19 protein-coding genes are annotated in these 21,642 nt (G+C 40.9%); 6 read left to right on the top strand and 13 right to left on the bottom strand.

Going from position 1 to position 21,642, the window contains the following annotated elements; translation table 11 throughout:
* From DWW10_RS16790 to DWW10_RS26090, 12 genes are all read right to left on the bottom strand, one after another.
* Positions 1-1,419 carry a Gfo/Idh/MocA family oxidoreductase gene (locus tag DWW10_RS16790; protein ID WP_118487135.1) on the bottom strand — a complete coding sequence of 473 codons (1,419 nt, stop codon included), beginning with the start codon at positions 1,417-1,419 and terminating at the stop codon, positions 1-3.
* A gap of 53 nt (positions 1,420-1,472) precedes the next feature.
* On the bottom strand, positions 1,473-1,721 hold the full coding sequence (locus DWW10_RS16785; protein WP_022392416.1) for a hypothetical protein: 249 nt from the start codon (positions 1,719-1,721) through the stop codon (positions 1,473-1,475).
* Positions 1,718-3,010 carry a Gfo/Idh/MocA family protein gene (locus DWW10_RS16780; protein ID WP_022392417.1) on the bottom strand — a complete coding sequence of 431 codons (1,293 nt, stop codon included), beginning with the start codon at positions 3,008-3,010 and terminating at the stop codon, positions 1,718-1,720. Before DWW10_RS16780 ends, DWW10_RS16785 begins: the two co-directional genes overlap by 4 nt.
* A 156-nt stretch (positions 3,011-3,166) precedes the next feature.
* Positions 3,167-7,117, bottom strand: a complete 3,951-nt coding sequence (locus DWW10_RS16775; protein WP_022392418.1) for a hybrid sensor histidine kinase/response regulator transcription factor — start codon at positions 7,115-7,117, stop codon at positions 3,167-3,169.
* A gap of 24 nt (positions 7,118-7,141) precedes the next feature.
* The gene (locus DWW10_RS16770) at positions 7,142-8,959 is read right to left on the bottom strand and encodes a glycoside hydrolase family 2 protein (protein ID WP_022392419.1); all 1,818 of its coding nucleotides are present in this window, start codon (positions 8,957-8,959) and stop codon (positions 7,142-7,144) included.
* Positions 8,960-9,233: 274 nt separating this feature from the next.
* Positions 9,234-9,692 carry a hypothetical protein gene (locus DWW10_RS16765; protein WP_022392420.1) on the bottom strand — a complete coding sequence of 153 codons (459 nt, stop codon included), beginning with the start codon at positions 9,690-9,692 and terminating at the stop codon, positions 9,234-9,236.
* Positions 9,693-9,732: 40 nt separating this feature from the next.
* A complete protein-coding gene (locus DWW10_RS16760; RefSeq protein WP_022392421.1) occupies positions 9,733-10,188 on the bottom strand; it encodes a DUF2589 domain-containing protein in 456 nt (151 codons plus the stop codon).
* 34 nt (positions 10,189-10,222) lie between these two features.
* Positions 10,223-10,420: a hypothetical protein gene (locus DWW10_RS16755; protein ID WP_022392422.1), complete on the bottom strand. Its 198-nt coding sequence runs from the start codon at positions 10,418-10,420 to the stop codon at positions 10,223-10,225.
* A 4-nt stretch (positions 10,421-10,424) separates the two neighbouring features.
* Entirely contained in the window at positions 10,425-11,054 is a 630-nt protein-coding gene (locus DWW10_RS16750; protein WP_022392423.1) for a DUF2589 domain-containing protein, read from the bottom strand.
* A gap of 69 nt (positions 11,055-11,123) precedes the next feature.
* Positions 11,124-11,789 carry a DUF2589 domain-containing protein gene (locus DWW10_RS16745; protein ID WP_022392424.1) on the bottom strand — a complete coding sequence of 222 codons (666 nt, stop codon included), beginning with the start codon at positions 11,787-11,789 and terminating at the stop codon, positions 11,124-11,126.
* A gap of 164 nt (positions 11,790-11,953) precedes the next feature.
* Complete coding sequence (locus DWW10_RS16740; protein ID WP_022392425.1) at positions 11,954-12,313, bottom strand: DUF3244 domain-containing protein; 360 nt, start codon at positions 12,311-12,313, stop codon at positions 11,954-11,956.
* A gap of 149 nt (positions 12,314-12,462) precedes the next feature.
* Positions 12,463-14,094: a hypothetical protein gene (locus DWW10_RS26090; protein WP_022392426.1), complete on the bottom strand. Its 1,632-nt coding sequence runs from the start codon at positions 14,092-14,094 to the stop codon at positions 12,463-12,465.
* Between the two features lie 365 nt (positions 14,095-14,459).
* Between DWW10_RS26090 and mnmG the strand changes: the two genes are divergently transcribed.
* The 6 genes from mnmG to deoC all read left to right on the top strand — a co-directional run bounded on the left by mnmG (position 14,460) and on the right by deoC (position 20,565).
* Entirely contained in the window at positions 14,460-16,334 is a 1,875-nt protein-coding gene (mnmG, locus tag DWW10_RS16730) for a tRNA uridine-5-carboxymethylaminomethyl(34) synthesis enzyme MnmG (protein ID WP_022392427.1), read from the top strand.
* A 57-nt stretch (positions 16,335-16,391) separates the two neighbouring features.
* Positions 16,392-16,916, top strand: coding sequence for an adenine phosphoribosyltransferase (locus tag DWW10_RS16725; RefSeq protein WP_022392428.1), 525 nt, complete (start codon positions 16,392-16,394; stop codon positions 16,914-16,916).
* 26 nt (positions 16,917-16,942) lie between these two features.
* Positions 16,943-18,778, top strand: a complete 1,836-nt coding sequence (gene uvrC / locus DWW10_RS16720; RefSeq protein WP_022392429.1) for an excinuclease ABC subunit UvrC — start codon at positions 16,943-16,945, stop codon at positions 18,776-18,778.
* Between the two features lie 107 nt (positions 18,779-18,885).
* A complete protein-coding gene (gene dtd / locus DWW10_RS16715; protein WP_022392430.1) occupies positions 18,886-19,338 on the top strand; it encodes a D-aminoacyl-tRNA deacylase in 453 nt (150 codons plus the stop codon).
* Positions 19,338-19,676: a nucleotide pyrophosphohydrolase gene (locus DWW10_RS16710; RefSeq protein ID WP_115503763.1), complete on the top strand. Its 339-nt coding sequence runs from the start codon at positions 19,338-19,340 to the stop codon at positions 19,674-19,676. The genes dtd and DWW10_RS16710 overlap by 1 nt, the downstream gene beginning before the upstream one ends.
* Positions 19,663-20,565, top strand: coding sequence for a deoxyribose-phosphate aldolase (gene deoC, locus DWW10_RS16705; protein ID WP_022392432.1), 903 nt, complete (start codon positions 19,663-19,665; stop codon positions 20,563-20,565). The genes DWW10_RS16710 and deoC overlap by 14 nt, the downstream gene beginning before the upstream one ends.
* 81 nt (positions 20,566-20,646) lie before the next feature.
* Here the strand turns inward: deoC and DWW10_RS16700 are convergent, their stop codons facing one another.
* Positions 20,647-21,621 (bottom strand): polyprenyl synthetase family protein, encoded by a 975-nt coding sequence (locus tag DWW10_RS16700; RefSeq protein WP_022392433.1) that lies wholly within the window; start codon positions 21,619-21,621, stop codon positions 20,647-20,649.
* Between the last annotated feature and the right edge of the window lie 21 nt (positions 21,622-21,642).

The raw sequence follows: 21,642 nt of genomic DNA, 5'->3' as shown, positions 1-21,642 counted from the left end.
TTACATTTTATAAAACTCATCCCATCCCTTACGTGGCGGTACTCCGGCCAACATAGCATTAGCAAATTCATTATTCGTAATCTGCTTCGTGCGAGGATCAAAGAACAACTGCGTATTGAGGCGCTGAGCCATTACTCCCAATGAGAATACCTGACCCAGGACACCGTTAATTTCAAACGGAGAACGAGTCTTTTCCTGACCCATACAAGCTAACAGGAAATTCTCAAAGTGATTGGACGGACTCTTAGGCACTTCCGGTAACTTACCGGCCATTTCCTTTGCCTTTTCTTCCGGAATGATAGAAAGCGTACTACCATGGCTTCCACCCTTAAAGGTAAGTTCTTTTGAATAAATAATCTTTCCAGGATTCAACTTCGCAGCCGGAGCATCTCCCTGGTTTGTTGTAGGAATATTAGGATCCAGACCGGATACACCATAACCGGCAGGGATAGGAGGAAGATTATCCAAACCATCGTACCAGGTTATGTCAACCGGCGGCATACCCTTACGTTGAGGGAAGCGGAACAGGATCGTGGAAGAATAAGGGAAGAAGAAATCATTATGCCCGTTGGCATATTGCATAGTCACTTCGTACGGCAAGCCCAGTTCCAGGAACTCATGAACCGTATCCAGGATATGTGCACCCCAGTCGCCCAGACAGCCCATACCGAAATCGTACCAGCAACGCCACTGACCCAAATGATAGTCCTTGTTATATTCATGATAAGGAGTTACTCCCAACCAAGGATCCCATTCCATATCCTTCGGCAATTGTTGTCCTGCAGGAAGCTTATAGATGTTTGTATCCCACTTGTGCCAACGACGGGGGTTATTCATATGTGCCGTTACAGCCGTTACATCTTTGATGATACCGGCATCCATCCATGCCTTAAACTGGAAGTAGTTAGCCTCAGAGTGACCCTGATTACCCACCTGGGTAACCAGATTAGGCCGTTTCAATGCAGCCTGCATCAACAACTCACCTTCATAGAAAGTACGCGCAAGAGGCTTCTCTACGTATACATGTTTACCTGATGCCAGAGCCAGCATACTAATAGGGAAATGGGAATGGTCAGGCGTTGCTATAGCTACAGCATCAAACTCATCGCCTGCCTTATCGAACATCTGGCGAAAATCACGGAAACGCTTTGCCTTAGGATACAGGTTCATTACCTTTTGCGTATGGGGGGCTCCCATATCAACATCACACAAAGCCACAACCTCCACCATACCGGTACGGGCAAAATCCCCAATAATCTGTTCGCCACGATTGCCAATGCCTATATAGGCAATCTTCACCTTATCTGTTATCTTTCTTTGCGATGCAAAGGTGGGATTTGCCAGTACATCACCAGCACCCAATGCCAATCCGGCAGAAGCCATAGTCATGGTCTTCAAAAAATCTCTTCGTGTTGTCATTATCTCATTGGTATTAATTTGGTATTAATTAAGTAATTCTATTTCAATCATCTCTATACTTCAATTTTCTTTTTAAGGAGCAGATTTCTTATTCCATAGAATAAAAGCCGCAATAGGGTCCAAAAGGCATAAAGCACACACGAAAATGCCAGGACATAGAAAATAGAGGTCAGCATCTCCGAGAAAGGGGTTTTATAGGAAATTATTGCATACAAATTGGCCAGGTTTCCGATAATGAAACATGCCAGCAAGGTCAGCAATTCTATCTTTTTCCGGCGAGCGGTAATAACTGTATTTTTCATACGGCTTCTATTGTTTTAGCTTTATGATTCAGATAATCTATTTTATACTCATCGGGGAAGTAAAGTACTTTTTCTTCCTGCAAAGCCTGATCGCCCAATAAGCACAGCATACTTGCATAATAACCCTCTTCGGCTATACGTTTCGGCTGCTTGCGGGTAATAACGGCCTCGACAAAAGCCTCCAGCAGCAAAGAAGTACCATCTGATTTGGGACGTTCTCCTAAAATAAATTCTCCCTTGTTTTCGTTGGCAGTTTCCGGTGCCCAGCTGGTACCGGCAAAAGGCAAAGAATCAAAGACTTTATTCTCCCAATCATTGATCATCTGCAGGAATCCGGGTGCAGGGGCTACACTCTCAAAATAATACTTACCCTTTTCAGGCTCTACTGTTCCCAGATTACCCATGATTTGCTCTTCCAGGCCATAGAATTTATTGGATATGACAGAATCGAACGTCATCTTCACTCCATTATCAAACACATATATACAACTTACGTTGTCATACACTTCCCGGCCATCTTTCCAGTAAGTGATAGCTCCATGTCCCATCACCTTCTCAGGAAGCTTTTGCAAAGCCCAGCTTCCGATTTGTAGCTGATGACAGGCCAATTCAGTCATCAAACCCTTGGAATATTCGCGATACAAACGCCAGTTTATCAAACGCTCCAATTCAGGCGAAGGAACTTCCCGTCTCCAATCTCCATTTCGGTTCCAGAAAGTACGGATGGCATTGATCTCGCCAAATGTACCGGCGTGTACCATCTCCATCACTTTTATATATCGCGGGTCGAAAAGGCGCTGCTGACCGGTGAAGAATATCTTGCCCGTACTGATGTGCTTCTGATAGATACGGTAGCACTCTTCCATCGTAAAGCCTATGGTCTTTTCACAGAACACATGTTTACCGGCGTCAAAAGCATCCAGTACAATCTGGCAATGGGAATTAAGGGGAGTAGCCACCAATACCGCGTCAATCGTTTTGTCCTCCAGTATTCTCCGGTAGTCATCATAAACCTTCGCTTTCGGAGCAAGTTTCAACCCCTCATCAATGGAAGGCTGGTAAATATCACACAATGCCACAATATCCACTTTAGGGTTCTGCACCAGGAAACTCATCAAAAAGCGTCCCCGTGATCCCGGCCCAATAACAGCCAAACGGCATTTTTCATTGGAAGTTTCCTTAACTTCCGAAAAAGCAGAAAGCCAAGGACTTGCTGACAACAACACCCCGGCTCCAAGCACCCCTATATTTTTAAGGAATTCTCTTCTGTTGATTAATGTATCTTTCATAATATGGTCTTTAAAATAAAATCCGAATATACTCCTTTCTTTTTTCGGGCAGAATATCCATATAAAAATAACAGCCCAAAAGTAGTGAAATCTTAAGATATAAAATATAAAAATCTACTCAAACAATGCAAAAATAGTTCCAAACGCTCCCCATCGCTATTTTATAAAGTCCTTAGGCAGAACGCCAAACTGTTTCTGGAAGCATTTGGCAAAATAAGAAGGGGTATTAAAACCGATCATGTAACAAACCTCATTTATCCGACATTCCCCCTCTTTGAGTAATTGCACCGCTTTCTTTAAACGCTCCAAACGAATGTAATCATTCGGAGTCATATCCAATATACCTTTTATTTTCCTGTTAAGGCTCGAACGGCTCATGTTCAGCTGGCTTGCCATATCATCCAAATTAAAGTCCGGATCCTGCATATTTGCAACTACTACTTCTTTCAATGTCTTTAAAAAAGTTTCATCCGCTTTAGTCATTGCCATACTGTTGACCTGTTCAAAAGGAGAATGGACGAAAGCAACACGAAGTTTCTCACGGTTACTTAGCAAATTAGAAACACAAACCTTAAGATATTCCACAGAAAAAGGTTTCTCTATATAAACATCCGCTCCAAGCTTCATGCCTTCTATCTTAGCCTGAAGAGTGGTCTTAGCCGTCAATAGAATCACAGGAATATGACTATAATCAACCGCAGACTTTAAATGCTCACATAATTCCAATCCATCCATTTCAGGCATCATGACATCCGAAATAACCAGATTGACGGTATGTTCTTCCAATACTTTCAAGGCTTCCACACCATTCAATGCTGTCAAAACCCGGTATTTCGCTGATAATTGTTTCACGATGAACGCCTGCATTTCCAAACTATCCTCTACAACAAGCAATGTATAACGATTTTGCAAATCAGGTTCTTCGTCAACCTCCTGCCTTTCAATAGACTCTTCATGAACAACTTGCTCTTTTGTCTGTATTGTATGGGCATGTTTTATCGGAAGTGAGAGCAAGAACTGATTGTTTTCCATGGAATCCACCATACACAAAGTCCCTCCATGAAGTTCGGCAAGCGAACGCGCCAAAGGCAACCCTATACCCGTACCGGAAACAGAATGTAACACTCCGGCTTTGTATTGAACGAACGGTTTAAATATCTCTTCGCGCATCTCCATCGGAACCACACGTCCGTCATTACATGCCAGGAGCAACATCTGATCCCCCTCAACGTACAGTTTAATGCGGATATATGTTTCCGAATATTTCACGCCATTTGTCATCAAATTACTGATGATCTTGGTCAGTCCTTCCCTATCCACCGAGGCATATAGACTTTCCGGAGAATCAATGGTAAGTTTCAGCCCCTTCTCACGTGCCAAAGGCTTAAAACGCTTATAGGTCTTTTGCAATATATCTACAACGTCATATTCCACAAAGTTCAATTGAAATCCTTGCGTCTCCGTTTTACGGAAATCAAGCAATTGATTCACTAAATCAAGCAAACGGTTTGTATTCAGATCCATCACTTCCAAATCGTCCCTGATCTCGTCAGAAACCTCCTTAGAAAGCAGGACATTCTCAAGCGGACTTTTTATCAATGTGAGCGGAGTGCGTATCTCATGCGCTACATTCGTAAAGAAATCGATTTTCGCAGAGTAAAGTTCACGTTCCTTTTTCCGTTCAAATTTCTCCATTGCCAACCGATGTCTTTGTTGCGTCCGTCTTTTGAAATATAAAATAGTGGCAACCAATGAACACAGAACCAAGATAACATAAATAACGTATGCCCACACTGACAAATAAAAAGGAGGATGAATACGTACATTGAGTACCCGTTCCGCATCGTTCCACTTTCCATCACCATTAGATCCTTTTATGCGCAATGTATAACTTCCATAGGGTAGATTAGAATAAGTAATCATAGAGTTTCGCCCCAACATATACCATTCCTGATCAAAACCTTCTAGCTTATACATCAGTCGGTTCATCTCTGGTGCCTGATAGCTTAAAGCAGCCACCTGGAAAGCAAAAGAATTCTGGTCTGCATCAAGCTCTATATTGTCAGCATAAGTTATATTCTGCTGTAGAGGGGATCCCGGAGTATCCACAGAAAGGCGTTTATTAAACAGATAAAAGTCAGTAATGACCACTGGAGGAAGAAAAGTATTCTCGACAAAATTATCCGGATCAAATATGACAAACCCATTAATACTGCCAAAATAAATGCGCCCCTTTTTGTCACAATATCCAGACTGGAAATTAAACTGATTACTCAGCAATCCATTTGCCGTAGTGTACACATGCATGGCCTCAGTATCCGGATTAAAACAGGTAAGCCCATAATTACTCGTAACCCACAGATTTCCCCGTCTGTCTTCAACCATCTTGTAAACGGTATTGTTAGGAAGCCCTTTTGACGTGTCATAACGTGTAAAGTTATCCGTTTCCCGATTATAACGGCAGAACCCCTTCCCCATCGTCATAAACCATAAACGCTTCTTACTATCCTCGTAAATAGAAATCACTTTATTATAAGAGAGTGAGGTCGAATCTTTTTCATTTGAAAGATAACTCTTCCATTGCTGAGTCTGAGTATTATAAGAGAATACCCCATTCGAGAAAGTAGCAAACCACAAATTCCCCTCAAAGTCTTCCAAAATATCATAAACAAACAAACTTCCTAATTGTGGAATATGAGTAAAATTATCAAGAGAGCGGTTGTATTTGAACAAACCGGATGTCGTTCCTATCCAGATATCTTCGGCAGTTGTCTTACAAACAGTGAAAGCATCACTGGCAGTCAACGAATTCTCACCCTTATCTCTGGAGTAATGCTTCACTTGCCTTGTGCGTAAATTCACCTTATTCAGCCCCCTGGAAAAAGTACCTACCCATAAATCATCTCCATCCAGACAAAGGGCATGAACGTTTTTATATATATCCGGGTGCTCAAATGGCACCATCTCTTCTGTCTCAGGATTAAAATTAAACAATCCTTTATCTTCGGTACCTATCCATAAAGTACCATCATTACCTTCACATATTTCACGCACCCGACGGCCAAAAAACTTAATCTCCTCTCTCGGATAAAACTTCTCAAAATAGGTCCATTGATACGGATAATAATTCACGCCACCAAAATAAGAACCTACCCACATTCCATTCTCCCTATCGCGATAAATAGAATAAATAGCATTGTCTGATAGCGCATAGGAATCATCTTGATCGGGTACTGTCAGATGTGTGATCTTGTTAGTCGTCAAATTATAGATATACAATCCCTTTTCCGTCCCTACCCATAATTCATCATCGGATTTAAATTCCAACGTACGTGCAAAAGCATCCAAAATCCTACGGGATTTGCCTGTCACAAAATTAACTTCAGTCAATCCGTTGGATGATGCTATATAAGTGTAATTATGAGGACCGACAACCTCACAATTGATGATGTCACCTTTAAATATTTCATTACCATTTGCATCTTTAAAAGGCTGCAAAGGCGATTCAAAGCCAGCCTTTGTATAGTAAAGATTATCTCCATACAATGCCAGCCAACAGGTATTCCCATTTAACCAAAAGCGATGAACATTGGCCAGTCCTGCATCATGAAGGTAATTCCGTAATTTGTTTTCATCACTATTATAACAGAACAACCCCTGGTTTTCAACTGATATCCAAATATTTGAGTGCTCATCACACCTTATCATCGTCACAAAATCCCGAATAACGGTTCCTTTATCACTTACTAAATTGAATTCAGTAAAAGAGTCAAGTATAGGGTTATAGATATAAAGTCCGCCATCAGTACCTACCCATATATTCCCTTTACTATCTTCATAAAGTACCGTTATGAAATTCCTGCCCAGATTTGAATTTTCATTGTTATAGATACGGAAAGACAAGCCATCGTAGCGGCTCAAACCATCTTTAGTACCAAACCACATAAAGCCTTTCTTGTCCTGAAAAATCCTGTTCACAGAGTTCTGTGAAAGACCATTTCTGATATCTACCGTTCTGAAATAATAGTGAACGGTATTATAGGCATAGGACGGCAATGCCGTCACTATGCACAAACAGAAGAAAAGCTTTATAATAGTTCGATTCATAGTTCCCTCCTTTTTTAGGAAAGATTATTTCTTTAATGAATTACAAATACGTGTATTAATTTCTTTCACACGCTTTTCATCCAACTTGATTACTTTACGGTCATAAGTTATAAAACCATTCACTTCCACTTCTACGTCAGTAGTCTGCGTATAAACAGCTGCCGAGAATCCTCTGTCAATCATCCGATATAACATATCGGCATACTTCACATATTCATCCGTAGCCTCTTTAGAAGAATTGAACTGTACATAACCCCAGTTACGGTTCGGTTCCCAAAGGTGATCTTTCAATACCAGACCTATGCCGCCATATTCACCTAAAACCGTTGCACGCTGACCGTCATACAAAAACATTTCCGGTGCAGGATAATGGTGCAGGTCAAGCATATCACCACAAGGATAATGGTTACCACCACTTGCCGGATTCACCAGACGGGTCGGATCATATTGCTTTGTCCATTCAGCTATTTCTACCGTTTTAAACTGTCCCCAAGCTTCGTTGAACGGCACCCAGGTACCAATACAAGGATAAGAATACAGACAATCTATGATTTCCTTCCATTCTTTGCGATAATAACCTTCAGATTCAGCAGAACGCTTCATTTCCGTACCATTAAAATATTGACGCATCTGCCATTGTGGATTGCGGTCACCACTCGGCATATCTTGCCATACAATAATTCCAAGCTGATCACAATAGGTATACCAACGAGCAGGCTCAACTTTAATATGCTTGCGAATCATATTAAAACCAAAATCTTTCGTCTTCTGGATGTCATACAGCAAAGCCTCATCCGTAGGAGCTGTATACAAACCATCAGGCCACCAACCCTGATCAAGCGGTCCGAACTGGAACAACGCTTCATTATTCAATTCCAGGCGTACAATACCGTTAGCATCCCGGCGAGTAGAATATTTACGCATAGCAGCATAACTATCCACCTTGTCCACAATTTTATTTCCATCCTTCAAACTTACTTTCAAGGTATAAAGGAAAGGAGAATCAGGGCTCCATAATTTAGCATTTTCGGGCATCGCTACCTCTACAGCTTCTCCATTGATACTTTTACCGGCAGCTACCAGCTGATTGCCATCATACACATTCACTTCAACAAGGTCTGTTGCACAATTGGCATTCAGTTCAGCCTTTACTGTCAACAAATTACGATCAATATCAGGAGTGATGCGAAGGTTTTCAATATGTTTTCCACTAACAGGCTCCAGCCATACAGTCTGCCAGATACCAGTAACAGGAGTATACCAGATACCCTCCGGTCTGCTGACTTGCTTACCACGCGGCTGAGGTCCTCTATCCGTGGGGTCCCAAACCTTTACAACTAAACGGTTACTGCCTTTAGCTGATAAAGCCGGGGTAATATCAAAAGAAAATGGAGTGAATCCTCCGGTATGGCTTCCCACCTTAACATCATTCACCCATACATCTGTTTTCCAGTCTACAGCACCGAAATGCAGCAGAATCCGCTTTCCTCTCCAAGCCGATGGAACTTCAAAACTACGTTGATATACCAATTCCTGCTTTTCGTTTATCCTCTTGCCAACTCCCGACAAAGAAGATTCCACAGCAAACGGCACAAGTATTTTACCTTCAAAATCAGCCGGAATATGCCCACCTTTATCAATAATGGCGTAATCCCACAGCCCATTCAGGTTTTTCCAATCATTACGCTGCATAATGGGTCTTGGATACTCGGGCAATACATTTGAAGGATCAATTTGCTCCGCCCATTCTGTTTTAATCTTATCTCCGGCCGGTTTCCATTGTGCCGAACTCTCCAAACTAAAAAACGTTACCAAAGATAACGCAATAAATAATTTCTTCATGGTATGTAACTATTCTAAATGTTTGGAAGCAAAGTTAGCCACTAATTCATTTTCAAAATAACGCAATTGGTTCAATAAATGCAAGAATCTTATCATTTAATAACTAAATGTAGAAAGAAATAATCAATCTGCCAAGATAATAGTAGGAACTTAGAAAGCTGCAACTACAGCCTTCTAATCAGATCAATAACAAAATTGACTTCTTGCAGGCAACACATTATTTGTTTGCCTGCAAGAAGTCAATGCCTTGCAAAAACAGAACTTTCAGGAATATTCAGACATTAAACCAATATACTTTTTCATCCTTTTCATTATCTCTTACATCCACATGTATCCATGAGATAGGAACTCCTTTTTGCAGATGTTCAAAGCGGATATTGCAAGGTAGTTTATCAGCAGACTCCTGAATTTTATGTCTTGCACTTTCTGCTGTCATTCCACAATCTGCCGGTAACAGGATATCGACGGCTTTACCTTGTATATGAGTCGTAATATAGGGAGTCTTATTACTATGAACAAGATTGCATAAATGACATCTTAGCCCCCTTTGATACACTTTCATCTTGGGCTGATTAATTGTAAGAGGAACACCCAGTATTTCACGGATAATATCTAATGTCTTCTTTAAATCTTCATCCAGGAAAGACCATATCTGTTCTTCCGAATAGCTCTGCATCACATGATTACAGACTAATTCCTGAATTTTGAAGTACTTACATTTATAAACACTCATAGTAGCTTCAATTATTAAAATGAATAATTGAGAAATTCTATCAGGTAATCTGCCTCTTCAAAGCATTGGCATATCCTTCAATAATCAATTCCAGCCCGTCCGTCAATTCTTGTGGCGAAATCACAATTTCCAGCTTCCCAACCGTAGCATTCTCCGATGATTTATTATTGGGAAAACTGATTTGCAATTCATTGTTTATAACCTCCAATGCAAACTCTGCCGTCACTGTAGCTTTCTCTATTTTAGAGGCTGTGACGGGCACCAATGTAATTAAGGGAACCTGAACCATTGTAGTGGTTACTGCCCCGGCATCATCCAAAGTAGGATATTCAAGTTGCACTATCTTCGGAATCAATGCTCCTTTATCTTTTCCTGCCCCGACAGCCGGCTTCTCAAAATACTTATCCAGCAAGCCTTCATTCTTGTCCATCAGTGAGTCACTGGCACTAACAATGGCATGGTGGATGGCTTCCACAAACAATTTAAAACTAATCATATCAATAAATTTAATGATTCGACGCTATACCATTTCACTCTTTCTGAGGAGATAATCTTTTCAGTTTTTCAAAATTATCAACAGCCTCATTCACTATCGGACGGCTCTCTGCACTCAATCCAATGGCTGCCTGACAATTAGGACATGAAAATTGCACACCTTGAACTAACAAATGCAAATCAATGGGTATCTGAGTTTTGCATACCGGACACGGAATATACTGATCTATCATACTTTTATTCTTTTTCTGACTGTTTATCTATTTTCTGTATGGGCTGTATTGATTTCGTATACAAATCAAGTATAGTCAATACTCCTTTGGGCAAAGGCAATCTGCCTGCATGAATATTTACTTTAAGGCGGCTTGACAAAGTACTATCATATTGCTCATGCGAATTCCTCCTATACTCCTGTTTGGCCGGAGCAATTCTTCCGTTCAAAACCGCCTTCCTCTCTACAAGTTGTACATCCGCATTCACTTTTGATTCATAATTATAAGAACCCACCGACGTAATCTCCAGATCAAAGTCTACATTGATCTTATCTATTGCAAGAGAATTTAAAGGCAATAAACACAGTAAAGGAACCTGAAAAGCCATTTTATTGATAGAGATGTATCCTGGATCAGTCGGTTGCTTTGTATGATCAACAACCGGCTGACTCAGTATCATCTCTATCATAAGAGGCTGACGCAAGTCACTTCCCTCCTCCTTTGTGAAGCAATAATCAAGCAAAAATTGAGCCTGCCCGGTCAGCATCATAACATTGGCCTTGGATGCCGCTACCAAAGGAGCACCAATGATCGACTCAATGTTAAGTTCTGCCCCAAATTGAGGTTTGAATGTACCTTGCTCGTTTTCAGCCATAATTTTTTCTTTTTACTTGATATCAAATATCTTATCCTATTTACTTAGTAGCAGGAATAATCCTATTCTTTACGGTTGTGCACTAGGGCTCTTCAACTCTATCGGTTGAATTGCTTTTGTAAATGCTTCGATGATAGTATTTACTCCTTTAGGAAGTGGAAGCTGACCTGCATGTACATTAACAGTATACTTAGCAGAATTACTCTTCTCATAATGCGTATTATGAGTCTCAGAATCCTTTGAAGAATAGCTGGCCGATCCCTTAATAGTGACTGACAGCGGCCCCCAACCTAATTTTGTTTCAAAACTACCCTCTCCTTTACTCTCAGATTCTTTTGCCTTATTGTCATCTTCTGAGAAACTTGATTTCACTTCCATTTCAAAATTAATATCCACAGTTTCAACAGCTAGGGAGTTAATAGGAAGAATTGTAAGCAGAGGCAAAGTAAATTTGGTTGAAGCTGGTTTAATAACAGGATCGGCGCCCTCAGTAGCTCCCGGACCAATAACACTCCTGGTGAGAATCATATCGATCATAATAGGTTCATACTGATAACTCTTCGGTTCGGTTGTACTAACTTCCTTTCTGTTAAAACAAGTGTCCAACATAAATCTTGTTTGAGTAAGAGCCATTGCAGAATTCGCTTTAGCGGCTGCATTCAAAGGACCTCCGATTAAACTTTCCATTGGCAGCCCGGAGAACTGCTGCGACATTGACAATAAATTTGTATCCATACTAATGTGTTTTGAAGAAGTTATTAAAAAAGTTAACTAAAACTCAGAAATTTCCTAATCACTGTTTTTATGCGATTGAATAGGCGGACAAAAAAACCTTTCTTCCTTTTAGGTAGTTCTGTCGGATAAAACCTGATAGTGATGCGTTCAGCCATAGCACTTCCCTACACAAGTTCCACTGTATAAGATTCACCCGAATTGGCCAAGGCTACAACAAGAGTATTACCGGTAAAAGTGCCAGAATACACGATTTCACCGGAACCAGCATCTTTAACTACCAAGCATTGATTGTCGATAGAAGTCTCGAAACAGATATAAAGTTGATTATCCTGAATATAACCCGGAATTATAGGATATACGGAACGAACTGATCCATTCCCTTTTAATAAATGAATATTAATCGGTCTTTTGATTTCCTTCTTTTCTGTAGGAACAGATGCAGATTCAGCTGATGCATTTAAAGATATACAAAGCGGCTGCATGATAAATAAACCACTGAATAGAACAAACGATAATGCTTTCATATGTCTCACACTTATTAGAGATTAATAATGTGACGAAGTTAGTGACATAAAAGCAAAAAACAGAATAAAAACGATAACATCTAATTACAGCAACACGCTGCATATCAAGTGTTTAAATAATAAACAGATAACATTCTTTCTGTAAAAGGCTAATTAGCAGTCTTCAATTTTATCCGGTGTCGCCTTTGAGCCACAATTTGCTTGTTCACATTCCCAAAGCAAAGGGCAATTGTAAAATCATCTAACCCACAAAGTGAAAGGCATGAGAAAAGACAATCATTCTCGGTATATTTAGGATAGGTTTGATACAAATAGTCTATATAACCCTTGTATATTTCCATAACAGTGGTGCGAAGCTGCTTCTGTTCATCTTCCAACAAAATACGCAGTTCCTGTTTATTCTTAGTCTTTTCCTGATGACTAAGCTGTTCTATTTTCTTATAAATGGAGGTCTCTTTAAAAATAACATTGCATAATTCCGCCTTTTCATCGGCTAATTTTCTGATTTCGCATTCTTTTTGAGAAATCTTCTTTTTATCCTCTTCCTGCTCCCTCCGCAACGAAGAGACATAATATTGCAGTCCTACTATATCTACCTCCAATAAAGCCCTATCATACTTATGTTCCAATTCAAAAAAGTCTCTCCGACGTCTTATTCGCTGAATATACCAAACCATAGAAAGAATAACGAGCAAACACAAAACAGCCAGTCCAATGAACAGTATCTGCATCTGCACTTTTTCTTTATAAACTTTCATTTTGGCCTCATATTCATAAATCTTCTGCTCCACTTCGGGATTTTGCTTATCGAAAATGGAGTTCATAGTCACAGAGTAGTTATCCAGATAACCTAATGCCTGCTGATAGTCTCCTTTCATCTCCATCACATCTTTCAAACCATAAAAAGCTAAAGCTTTTGTCTCTATCACCGTATCCTGTAATGCCTGTTTGAAATAGTAATCAGCAGAATCCAATTGTTCATGGTTCATAAATGCATAGCCTACCATAATTGCTGCCTTGGAAGCCATTCTTTTACCAAACGCCAAAGACTGTTTCCCGTAAAAAAGCATAGAGTCGACTTCCTCATAGGTACAACTCAGATTATGATTAGTCATTGATACGATCATTGAATCATTTTCTTCCAAAGCCAGCCCCAAAGCACACTGCATATTATCACGGGCACGCAGAGTATCACCTTTCAATAAATACCCCCAGCCTATATCATTAGAAACAAAACACAATCCCTTTTTATAATCGCAACTTATAAAGCAATCCTTCGACTTTAGGAACATATCCATTCCTTTATCTATGAGAACCTGCGAAACATACAAATTACCCAGATCTTCATAAATCATTCCTTTTACCCTTAACTCTTCAGCATCCGTATCACCAAGCTCTTTCAAAGCAGCAAAATCGCTCTCAATAGCTTCTTTATACATATTCATACGAAGCTGAAGGCGTCCTTTATACATTAAAGCCTTAGCACGGTTGATGCCACTACCATAGTAATGAATAGCCTCATTAAGCAAAGAATCGCAAGATAACAGAGAAAGATATTTCTTATCCATAGTTTCTGCCAAAAGCAATCCATAATGCATTTGTTCGGATTTGGTCAGAATATCCGGAGAGATGGATTGTAGAATCTGGTAACTACTATCGACAGAAGAATGCATTAATATTTCAGCACGCAACAATTGCTTATTCTCCACTTTTTTACTACAAGAAGCAAGAATCAGAATCAAACAAAAAACAGAGAGTAAGCCTTTCAATCGGTTTAACATAAAGCTATTCGGTTATTTGTCAACAAAGAAAACAAAAATAAAAAGAAATAACAACAGATAGCTACAAAATATCGGGAGTATTCTTTTGTAGACGAAAAATGGAACAAAAAAGGACCAACTCCGTATCAAAGCCGTACCAACTCCATACCAAGTCCACACCAACTCCACTTCTTTCATCTCCGTATAGGAGTGGAGAAAACACGGAGTTGATACAGAGTTGGTATAGTTCAGAAGTGTTTCTGACCAAAACGTATTTAAGGTTTTTCCTACATCTTGCCTTACCTTAAACAATGATAAGAAAAAGAAAAACTGGACGAGTAGCAGTTTTTTTCGTAACTTTGCACAGTTTTAAATACATTGAATGAATGGAGTTTAAATACGACGTTATCGTGATTGGAGCCGGACATGCCGGTTGTGAAGCAGCTGCGGCTGCGGCAAATCTGGGTTCAAAAACCTGTCTTATCACCATGGACATGAATAAGATAGGTCAAATGAGTTGTAACCCTGCCATAGGCGGTATTGCCAAAGGACAAATTGTACGCGAAGTAGATGCTTTAGGCGGATACATGGGATTAGTAACCGATCAAACCGCTATCCAGTTCCGTATATTGAATCGTTCCAAAGGTCCTGCCATGTGGAGCCCGCGTGCACAATGCGATCGCAATAAATTCATCTGGGCATGGCGCGAAATATTAGAAAACATTCCTAACCTACACATCTGGCAAGATACTGTACGCAAAATTCTCGTTGAAAACGGAGAAATTACCGGGCTGACTACTTTCCTTGATGTGACTTTCCGAGCCAAGTGTATTATATTAACAGCTGGAACTTTCCTGAACGGGTTAATGCATATAGGACGTACACAGCTTGCAGGTGGACGTATGGCAGAGCCTGCATCCTACGAATTAACTGAATCCATCGCAAGACATGGCATCGAATACGGACGCATGAAAACCGGTACCCCTGTACGCATAGACGGACGAAGTGTACACTATGAATATATGGAAACCCAGGATGGAGAATGTGACTTCCACAAATTTTCGTTCATGGATACCAGTGTGCGTCACCTGAAACAACTTCCATGCTGGACTTGCTTTACGAACGAAGAAGTGCATCGTGTGCTACGTGAGGGCCTACCGGATTCTCCCCTTTTCAACGGACAGATTCAAAGTATAGGCCCCCGCTATTGCCCCAGCATTGAGACCAAGATTGTGACCTTTCCTGATAAGGAACAACATCAGCTTTTCCTGGAACCGGAAGGAGAGACAACCCAGGAACTTTACTTGAATGGTTTCTCTTCATCACTTCCGATGAGCATACAAATAGAAGCTTTAAAGAAAGTCCCTGCATTTAAAGATCTGGTGATTTACCGTCCGGGGTATGCCATTGAGTATGATTACTTCGATCCTACCCAACTTAAACATACGTTGGAATCGAAAAAAATCAAGAACTTATTCTTTGCCGGACAAGTTAATGGAACCACCGGATACGAAGAAGCTGCCGGACAAGGAATTATTGCCGGCATCAATGCACATATTAATTGCCATGGCGGAGAACCTTTTACGCTGGCACGCGATGAAGCATATATCGGCGTATTGATCGATGATTTGGTTACAAAAGGTGTGGATGAGCCTTATCGTATGTTTACTTCACGTGCGGAATATAGAATCTTGCTACGCATGGACGACGCGGACATGCGACTCACTGAAAAAGCATGGAAACTCGGATTAGTGAAAGAAGACCGCTATGAACTACTGAAGCGGAAACGTGAAGCTATCAGTAACATTGTAGAATTTACCCGAAACTATTCGATGAAACCGGCATTAATAAATCCGGTACTCGAACAGTTAGGAACTACTCCCCTGCGTCAGGGATGCAAATTAATAGATTTGATAAACCGTCCGCAAGTCACTCTTGAAAATATGGCGGAACACGTCGACGCTTTCCGTCGGGAGCTGAATAAGGTTACCGAAAGAAAAGAGGAAATCATCGAGGCTGCCGAGATCCTTATTAAATATGAAGGCTATATCGGACGGGAACGAATTATAGCAGATAAGCTTGCCCGTCTGGAAAGTATAAAAATCAAAGGGAAGTTTGACTATAATTCCATTCAATCCCTTTCCACCGAAGCAAGACAGAAGTTGGTAAAGATTGACCCGGAAACCATTGCTCAAGCAAGCCGAATTCCGGGAGTGTCTCCAAGCGACATTAACGTCCTGCTGGTGCTTTCGGGCAGATAACGCGGAACGTTCCACGTGAAACAAAAGAATTCAATAAACGCATTAAAAATACTGATTATGAGCAAAGAAACTCTTGCTAAAAGCATTCGGGAGATTCCCGATTTCCCAATACCGGGGATCTTATTTTACGACGTGACTACATTGTTCAAAGATCCTGCAAGACTACAGGAACTTTCGGACACATTGTACGAGATGTACAAAGACAAAGGTATCACAAAAGTTGTAGGTATCGAATCAAGAGGCTTCATTATGGGCCCTATCCTCGCCACCCGCTTGGGCGCAGGTTTCATTCCTATCCGCAAGCCGGGGAAACTTCCGGCAGAAACCATCGAAGAAAGCTACGATAAGGAATACGGGAAAGACACAATTCAGATACATAAGGATGCTTTGAACGAGAACGACGTGGTTCTGCTCCACGACGATTTATTGGCTACAGGTGGAACAATGGAGGCTGCTTGCAAGTTAGTACAGAAGATGAATCCGAAAAGAATTCATGTTAACTTCATTATCGAGTTGAAAGAATTGCACGGAAAAGATTTATTCAATAAAGATGTAGATGTACAATCAGTACTTTCTCTATAAACAAATAGAATAGTCTCAAGTAATATATGGAGAATAACCCGGAACTTAAAACCAGCGAATATTTGAAAGGGATCGTATTGAACCTTCCCGAAAGCCCCGGTATTTATCAATATCTGAATACCGAAGGAGTTATTATATACGTAGGTAAAGCAAAGAACCTGAAACGCCGGGTTTCCTCCTATTTCAACAAAGAGCATGAGCCGGGAAAAACAAGAGTACTCGTCAGCAAGATAGCAGATATACGTTATATCGTAGTAAATACAGAAGAGGATGCATTGCTGTTAGAAAACAATCTGATAAAGAAATATAGACCGCGATACAACGTTTTATTGAAGGATGATAAGACATATCCATCCATTTGCGTTCAAAACGAATATTTTCCCCGTGTATTTAAGACTCGCAAGATTATACGCAACGGCTCCTCCTACTATGGTCCTTATAGCCATGTACCTTCCATGAATGCATTGCTCGACTTGATCAAGCATTTATATCCGTTGCGCACCTGTAGTCTGAATCTTTCGCCCGAGAATATCAATGCAGGCAAATTCAACGTATGCCTGGAGTATCACATCAAGAACTGCGCCGGTCCTTGCATCGGAAAACAATCATTGGATGATTACTTGAAAAATATCGGTGAAATCAAGGAAATCCTCAAAGGAAACACGCAGGAAATACAACGCCATTTATTCCAGCAAATGCAGGAATTGGCAACCGATATGAAGTTTGAAGAAGCACAGAAGGTGAAAGAAAAGTATATGCTGATTGAGAATTATCGCGCTAAATCAGAAGTTGTAAGCAATATACTGCACAATATCGATGTATTCACCATAGAAGAAGACAGCGACGGTAAGTCTGCATTCATCAACTACCTGCATATTACGAACGGAGCTATCAACCAAGCATTTACATTTGAGTATAAGAAACGCCTTAACGAGACCAAAGAAGAACTTCTCGAACTGGGTATCATCGAGATGAGAGAACGATACAAGAGCCTTTCACGCGAAATTATCGTGCCGTTTGAGGTCGATATGGAACTAAAGGATGTGGTCTTCACAATTCCCCAGCGAGGAGACAAGAAGAAACTGCTGGATCTTTCTATTCTAAATGTAAAACAGTATAAGGCAGATCGTATGAAGCAGGCTGAGAAGTTGAATCCTGAACAACGGAACGTCCGCCTGATGAAAGAAATACAGGATGAGCTGCACCTCGACCGCCTGCCCATACAAATAGAATGTTTTGATAACTCAAATATCCAAGGCTCCGATCCCGTTGCTGCCTGTGTAGTTTTCAAGAAAGCCAAACCCTCTAAACAGGACTATCGGAAGTACAATATCAAAACCGTAGTAGGTGCAGACGACTATGCTTCCATGAAAGAAGTTGTAAGACGCCGTTACCAGCGCGCCATTGAAGAGAACTCCTCCCTGCCCGACCTCCTTATCACCGATGGCGGAAAAGGGCAAATGAGCGCCGTAAAAGAAGTCCTGAACGAACTAAATCTGAACATACCTATTGCCGGACTTGCTAAAGACGGCAAGCACCGCACATCAGAGTTACTATATGGTTTTCCGCCACAGACTATCGGACTGAAGCAAAACACTCCCCTCTTCCGTCTTCTGACACAGATACAGGACGAGGTACACCGATTTGCCATTACTTTCCATCGAGATAAACGCAGTAAACGGCAGATAGCGTCTGAATTGGATGAGATAAAAGGTATCGGAGAGAAAACAAAAGCAGCCCTGCTAAAAGAGTTCAAGAGCGTAAAACGCATTAAAGAAGCATCTTTGGAAGCACTTGCAAAGGTAACAGGAGAAGCAAAAGCAAGAGTTATTAAAGAACACTTCGGACAGGCTACAAGCTAAATCTTCTGCCGATTAAAAATGAATCATACGCTCAAATTACAGGCAATCACGAATTTATTCGTAACTTTGCACACCGGAAAAGATTAAAAAGATTAGGATAAAAGAACATGAGAGTAGTCATACAACGTACCGGACACGCTTCTGTTACTATTGACGGAACGTGTAAATCCGCTATAGGAAAAGGACTTTTAATATTGGTAGGTATTGAGGAAACAGACGGACAGGAAGACATTGACTGGCTTTGCAAAAAAATTGTCAATCTGCGTGTCTTCGATGACGAGAACGGAGTTATGAACAAATCGATTCTTGATATTAGCGGTGAGATACTGGTAATCAGCCAGTTCACTCTGCATGCCTCAACAAAGAAGGGGAACCGTCCCTCCTATATACGGGCGGCAAAACCTGAAATTTCAATCCCTTTGTATGAACAGTTTTGCAGGGAATTGAGTTCTTCTTTAGGTAAAGAGATAGGCACCGGAGAATTTGGCGCCGATATGAAGGTAGAATTATTGAACGATGGTCCTGTGACCATCTGTATGGATACAAAAAACAAGGAATGATGACATTAGAAGAGGCTCAGCATCAGGTAGATTGCTGGATTAAGAAGTATGGAGTACGCTACTTCAGCGAACTCACCAATATGGCTGTCCTTACCGAAGAAGTCGGAGAACTGGCCCGAGTGATGTCCCGTAAATACGGTGACCAATCCTTTAAAGAAGGAGAAAAAGATAATATTGACGACGAGATAGCAGATGTCCTGTGGGTACTCCTCTGCATTGCCAATCAAACAGGCGTAAACGTCACTGAAGCGTTTGCCCGGAATCTGGAGAAGAAAACCCAACGGGATAGTGCCCGACATATCAATAATCCTAAATTGCAAGACCATGGAGAAGAATGAACCTACGCAGAACAAGTATGATGCCGCTTTGGCAAAGTATAACACACAACTGGATGATGCAGATATTGCCGCAAAAGTAGCCAAGCTCATCGCAGAAAAAGTACCCGGAAACCATACGGAAGAAGTTAAGAAGTTCTTGTTTCACTGCATTGATCTCACCACGCTGAATACCACGGACAGCGATGAAAGCGTAATGAAATTTACGCAAAAAGTGAATCAATTCGACAATGAATTCCCCGATTTAAAGAATGTAGCTGCCATTTGCGTCTATCCCAATTTTGCAGAAATCGTAAAGGATACCTTGGAAGTGGAAGACGTAAAAATAGCTTGTGTTTCGGCTGGCTTCCCCTCCTCGCAGACTTTTACGGAAGTAAAGGTAGCAGAAACTGCTATGGCATTGATGGAAGGTGCAGACGAAATAGATATTGTTATCTCTGTAGGTAAATTCCTGAGTGGAGACTACGAGAGCATGTGCGAAGAAATTCAGGAACTGAAAGATGTCTGCAAAGAACATCACATGAAGGTTATTTTGGAAACAGGAGCACTGAAAAGCGCTTCCAACATCATGAAAGCCTCTATCCTATCCATGTATTCAGGAGCAGATTTCATCAAAACCTCTACTGGAAAACAGCAACCTGCCGCTACCCCGGAGGCCGCTTACGTAATGTGCCAGGCCATTAAAGAATATTATGACAAGACTGGCAACAAAGTAGGCTTCAAGCCTGCCGGAGGAATCAACACCGTAAATGACGCAGTTATTTACTATACGATCGTCAAAGAAATACTCGGAGAAGAATGGTTGGATAACCAATGGTTCCGTTTAGGTACCAGTCGTTTAGCAAATCTTTTACTTTCCGAAATTAAAGGCGAAGAAATGAAATTCTTCTAGAATAGAAGTAAAACTATAAGAAAAAGCCTAATAGAGTTATTCTATCAGGCTTTTTCTTATATTATTAGGGTTATTCTCCAACTATTTATCACGATCTACCACGTAATCCAGATAGGCAGTAAGACCGGTTTTCACATCAGAATCGGGTAAGGACGCCAATAATGAAAGCGCTTTTTCTTTAAAAGCAAGCATCGTCTGCACAGCATACTCAATACCACCCTGCTGCTTGGCAAACTCAATTAAATAGTCGATTTCATCGGTAGTAGCCGAACCACTCTTCACCTTTACGGCTATTTCTTCGGCAACTTTATCTTTGGTTGAATTCAGAGCATAAAGAACAGGAAGAGTCAATTTTCCCTCTAACATATCATTTCCTGTCGGCTTACCTATCTTCTTGCTATCGTAGTAATCAAAAATATCGTCTTTAATCTGAAAACAAAGACCGATATATTCGCCGAACTGACGTGCAAATTCAGCCTGCTCATCGGTCACCCCTACTGAAAGAGCCCCGGATTTAGTGCATGCAGCAAAAAGAACAGCCGTCTTCTTACGAATTACATCAAAATAAATATCTTCGGAAAACTGGAGACTGCTCACATTGGAAAGTTGGAGAAGCTCCCCTTCTGATAAATTCTGTCCCAGACGGGAAACCACCTCAATAATAGCATAATTATGTGTTTTGCCTACTTGCACAAGTGAAGTTGCCAACAAATAATCGCCTACCAACACTGCTACCTTATTATTATAGATTGCATTTACCGATAACTGACCACGACGTTCGGTGCTTTCATCCACCACATCGTCATGGACCAAACTGGCCGTATGCAATAGTTCAAGGGATACTGCTGCATGAAGTGTTTCAGGACAGATCCTGCCATACAGCTTTGCCATAAGCAACAGCAACATCGGACGCATCATCTTCCCATTCTTTTGTCGAATATGAGATATAACTTCATTCAACAAAAAGTTGGAACTGGAAAGTGTGCTGTCGAACAGTTTCTTAAAGTCATCCAGTTCTGCCGCTATCGGAGTTTTTATGAGTGATGAGGTGTCCATGCATCGCTATTTTCCGACAAA

The sequence above is a fragment of the Bacteroides intestinalis genome (genome assembly GCF_003464595.1).
Lineage (GTDB): Bacteria > Bacteroidota > Bacteroidia > Bacteroidales > Bacteroidaceae > Bacteroides > Bacteroides intestinalis_A.
This window is presented reverse-complemented; position numbering and strand designations above follow the sequence as displayed.